Annotated in this window: 5 protein-coding genes; 4 read left to right on the forward strand and 1 reads right to left on the reverse strand. The window is 41.5% G+C overall.

Annotated features, from left to right (window positions below; translation table 11 throughout):
* The 4 genes from BCT81_RS26135 to BCT81_RS26155 all read left to right on the forward strand — a co-directional run.
* A partial coding sequence (locus BCT81_RS26135) for a DUF692 family multinuclear iron-containing protein (RefSeq protein WP_133152732.1) occupies positions 1-413 on the forward strand: 413 nt, incomplete at its 5' end.
* 534 nt (positions 414-947) lie between these two features.
* On the forward strand, positions 948-2,189 hold the full coding sequence (locus BCT81_RS26145; protein ID WP_102426351.1) for an MATE family efflux transporter: 1,242 nt from the start codon (positions 948-950) through the stop codon (positions 2,187-2,189).
* 142 nt (positions 2,190-2,331) lie between these two features.
* Positions 2,332-2,601: a DUF3081 domain-containing protein gene (locus BCT81_RS26150; protein WP_102426352.1), complete on the forward strand. Its 270-nt coding sequence runs from the start codon at positions 2,332-2,334 to the stop codon at positions 2,599-2,601.
* Between the two features lie 6 nt (positions 2,602-2,607).
* Complete coding sequence (locus BCT81_RS26155) at positions 2,608-3,219, forward strand: CIA30 family protein (RefSeq protein WP_102426353.1); 612 nt, start codon at positions 2,608-2,610, stop codon at positions 3,217-3,219.
* Between the two features lie 136 nt (positions 3,220-3,355).
* Here BCT81_RS26155 and BCT81_RS26160 read toward each other — a convergent pair whose 3' ends face one another.
* Positions 3,356-4,381, reverse strand: coding sequence for a zinc-binding alcohol dehydrogenase family protein (locus BCT81_RS26160; RefSeq protein ID WP_102426354.1), 1,026 nt, complete (start codon positions 4,379-4,381; stop codon positions 3,356-3,358).
* Between the last annotated feature and the right edge of the window lie 90 nt (positions 4,382-4,471).

Here is a 4,471-nt window from a genome sequence, read left to right on the forward strand (position 1 = left end):
GTCTTTTAAATGGTCAATTACTACTAGAAAACTATCCATCGATAATACCTCAATCGGTAACACAGATATGCTTTTTTGAGGAAGTATTATCTAAAACTCACTGTGGTCTTCTTTATGATCTTTCAAATGCATTTATAGCTGAGAAAAATACAGGTCAAAAAAAAGAAGCTTGGCGTGAACTAATCAAAAAATGCGAACACTTTCATATCGCAGGATTCGAAAATGGGCCTGAAGGAGAGTTCTTAGTAGATACCCACAATCAATGCATTGATGAATTGGTATTAGACTACCTCGAACAACTAGCCCAAGAGCATGATATCAAGACAATCTCTGTGGAAAGAGACGACAACTTTAACGCTCATGAATGGATTCTAGACATCGATAATGTAAGAGGCTGCCAATACTATGGATAATTTCTTAAATTCTGTTGTTGCTCCCTTTTCTAGTAAGCCCTTAAATCACAGGGAAGCTCTCTATACCTCTCTCATCATAGATGCATCAGCCAACTTAATTTTGAGCGGATGTCCAAGCTTGAATGAAAATAAAATATTATGCTCAAGTCATTTATATACCGAATTCGTTAACTGGTGCTTCCTACATCAAAAAAAAATGGACTGGAGACTCTCACTATCGTTCTACGACTATTTAGTCGATTTAAAAGAACTCGTGACCAAGGAAGCTCATATGGAATTAATTTTCTTGGCCTGCTCCCAATGGACATACAACGACAAAAGTGCAAATCAAACCTTCGTGCTATGTCATACCTCACTACCTTCGTGTGTATTTGGCAGCAATAAATCTCTACGAGCCGAAAGCTCCCGTGAAGTCTTCTACTACGAAACAAGTCAACTAAACACGTTCTTAAGAAACACTCAACCTCAACATACTTTCATGTATTGGATACTTGAAAACGATAACAGCTTCCCTACATCATCAGGAACTTTAATATGATCGCAACTTTCCTTAAGCGAGCCCTAATAATCTCAGCAACAAGGTTTGTTGCACTGTCTCTCGCGATGGTCGATATGATCATGTTAGGACACACAAATATGGCGGCAGTTCAAGATTACACCTTAGCTTCACAAGTCGCTCAGGTTTTCGTTATCTTGGCTGTCGTTCTCAGTATTGGTATCAATATTGTCATTGGACAGAACAAAGAGGCACCTCGTCAAACTGCTCAAGAAATACTTGGATATTCAATATGTCTTGGCGTGGTTTTACTTGTTATAAGCCTTCTTGTGGGCCAATTTTTTGATGCTACAATCCACGCAACTCAAAGTTATTTTATACTTTCCATTAGTATTTTTCCGTTGGCTATTTATGTTGGATTATGCAACATTTTAGAAGCACAAGGCTTAGAGAAAAAAGTGCTAGCGGTAACAATAGCGAGTGCAATAGCGAATATCGCTTTTAACTATATCGCAATAGCTAACATAGATAATGCTTCTGTAGCGGTATCAATATCGACCCTAGCCATACGTGTTTTAACCTTATTGCCTGTCATATATCTAGGTTTCAAAAATCAGCTCATCGCTACTCCACGATTCAACAAAGAAAAGGTCGGAATACTTGTTAATTTTGGTCGCACAGAAGCATTAACCAGTATCTGCTTCACTGGTGGTATTTCAATTTTAGTTCTTACGTTTGCTAGCCTTTATAGCCAAGAGCATACTGCGTACCTTGGGTTTGCCCTCAACTTTATGAATAGCTTTTCCGTGCTCTATGTAGGGTTGGTGATATCTCTGTCCATTTCACTCTCTCAAATGGACAAATCCTCTAATGAACCCTACTCAATGCTCACGATTATGTTCGGCTATATCCTAGTGAGTGCATTTGGGTTAAGTTTACTTGCTGAGGCTATTTCTCAGATCTATACACCTACTGCAACAAATGAATTGGTAAAAGCATTAAAACTCTCAGTCGCAGTGATCGCAATTGATGGTTTCGCTCTTGTGTTTATATCTTGGTTAAGAGTTAGAGGCTTTTCTCAACTCCCGCCGCTATTTCGACTTGCAATGATCTTTGTTGGGCTGCCAGGAGCTTTCTTTATTAACGCTTTCGATAATCCTGTTCTCAATGTCATCTTTTTCATGGCCCTCGGTAACCTTATCGCTGCTCTAGCGTCAATGGTCTATTTTGTGTTTCGTATCAAGCATAAATCTGAAGCTCTTTTAGGAGCTCATCAGTAGATACATTTCTCTACTTCCATACCGCGAGCACAATCTAAAAGTGCTCGCGTCTCTCTTAGTGATCGGAACCTAAAAGCAAACCGTAACGATTTAAATACAAGTGCTTAGCTGTTTATCGTCGATCACACCGAGGGAGCCACACATGGACAACAGGATCACCATCATTGAGTTTCTTAGAGTATTCGATTTCATTCGCTCTTCCGGGGAACAACTGAACAATAAATATCAAGTTGGCGAGATGATAGCTTGGCATGATTACGATGGTTACACCTGTTGGCTAAGCTACAAAGACGTCACCGTCACACTGATGTTTCATGGTTCGCTTAAAATTGAGTACGACAACGCGTCAAACTACTCTGAATTTATCGACCATTGTCTGGGAATACTCGCCACGGAAACTTCTGCGGACTAGTGAGTAATGGAGAAAGTCATGAACGAGTCGAACTTCACAGCGTCTTCATTGCGTAAGCGAACAACGCCTTTGTGGTTAACCCTCAGCCTTTCTTTGTTATGGTCTGAAACGTCAACAGCAGGAATAGAGATGATTGATTTCACGCAAGCAAGCGAACACCAGAAATGGTCTGCAATCAACGATAATGTAATGGGTGGCATTTCAACAGGTGGGCTCATTTACGATGGCAAGCAGAGCCTATTTAAGGGAGACCTATCATTAGAAAATAATGGTGGATTCAGCTCAATAAACCGCTCTCTTGAATCGTTAAATCCCGCAGTTAACAACGTAGAATTATCCTTTGTTGGTGATGGACGCACCTACCAGTTAAGGTTCACCACATGGAAAGACGGCTATAGAACCAACTACAAGTACAGCTTTGAGACCATCCAAGGCGAGCAACTCAAGAAAGTGTTCAGACTAGAGGACTTTCAAGCCGTGTTTAGAGGCCGATTACTCAACAATGCACCAGAACTCAAAGCTCAAGACATCAAACAGTTCGGCTTTTTGATTGCAGACAAACAGCCTTTGCCCTTTGCATTAAAACTGCTTCAGATTCAATTCAAAGCATCCGAATAAATTGGAAAGATCACAGATGAACAAAGCCCCAGACACCAATTTCTTTGCGAAAAATATCTGGGGCTCTTCTTTTCAAGCGTCAAGACTCAACCAATGCTCAAGGGTTCAAAACGCCTATATTCTAGGTCATTAACACTTAGTATTTGATGGCAGTTTTACCAATCGATGCACTGCTTTCAATACGTTGGTGCGCCTCTTTCAGCGTATCTGAACTCAAACCATTCAGTGTTGTGGTTAGCGTAGATTTGATACGCCCCGCATCAATCAAGTTCGCCGTTTGGAACAAGATATCTTGCTGCTTCTGAATATCGTCGGTGTTGAACAGCGAACGCGTAAACATGAGCTCCCAAATGAAGCCCACTGACTTACCTTGTAGTGCCGATAGGTCAACCTCGCTGTCAAACTCAACAATCGAACTGATCATACCTTGCGGCGTAATCAACTCTACCATCGCGTCCCAGTGGCCTTTTGTGTCTGCAACATTAAAGATGTAATCCACATACTGGATGCCTTGTTCACGCACTGATTCAACTAAGTTTCGATGGTTCACTACGTGGTCAGCCCCCATATCTCTTACCCACTGCTCCGTTTCAGGTCTTGACGCTGTCGCAATAACATTAAGGTTGGTTAATTGCTTCGCTAGCTGAATAGTAATAGAGCCAACACCACCAGCGCCGCCAATGATCAGGATAGACTTTTTCTCTTCAGGGCGAACACGCAGGCGATCAAATAACGCTTCCCACGCAGTGAGCGTTGCAAGCGGCATAACAACCGCAGCTTCATCCGTTAAGCTTTGTGGCGCTTTAGCTGTGATGCGGTAGTCAACGGCTTGGTATTCTGCGTTAGCGCCCATGCGTGTTACATCACCCGCATAGTACACACGATCGCCCAACTCAAAACCTTCGACGTTTTTGCCTTTACCTACCACTTCACCAACAGCGTCGTAGCCCAACACTTTTGGTTGCTCAAGTGTCTTATCTTTTGCGTTGCGAATTCGGATTTTTGCGTCTGCAGGGTTGATAGAAGTCGCACTCACTTTTACCAGTAAGTCGTTCTCTTTTAACTCCGGTAGGCTCGTTTCAAATTCAAACAGGCTTTCTGGTTCTGTAATCGCTAGTGATTGAGTAAATCCGATGGCTTTCATTGTAGATGGTAGTGACATGATGCTTCTCCTTACATTCGATAATTGAATCTTAGAGATTTATCACTTTAGATAAACAGCCTAATATTTGAATTATTATCAAATTATTTT

This window comes from Vibrio sp. 10N.261.52.A1, from assembly GCF_002876325.1.
In the GTDB taxonomy this organism is placed as follows: Bacteria; Pseudomonadota; Gammaproteobacteria; order Enterobacterales; family Vibrionaceae; genus Vibrio; species Vibrio chagasii.

Coding starts and splice junctions, on each gene's coding strand:
- BCT81_RS26150 (WP_102426352.1), top strand. CDS start 2,332: ATGGACAACAGGATCACCATCATTGAGTTTCTTAGAGTATTCGATTTC.
- BCT81_RS26160 (WP_102426354.1), bottom strand. CDS start 4,381: ATGTCACTACCATCTACAATGAAAGCCATCGGATTTACTCAATCACTA.
- BCT81_RS26155 (WP_102426353.1), top strand. CDS start 2,608: ATGGAGAAAGTCATGAACGAGTCGAACTTCACAGCGTCTTCATTGCGT.
- BCT81_RS26145 (WP_102426351.1), top strand. CDS start 948: ATGATCGCAACTTTCCTTAAGCGAGCCCTAATAATCTCAGCAACAAGG.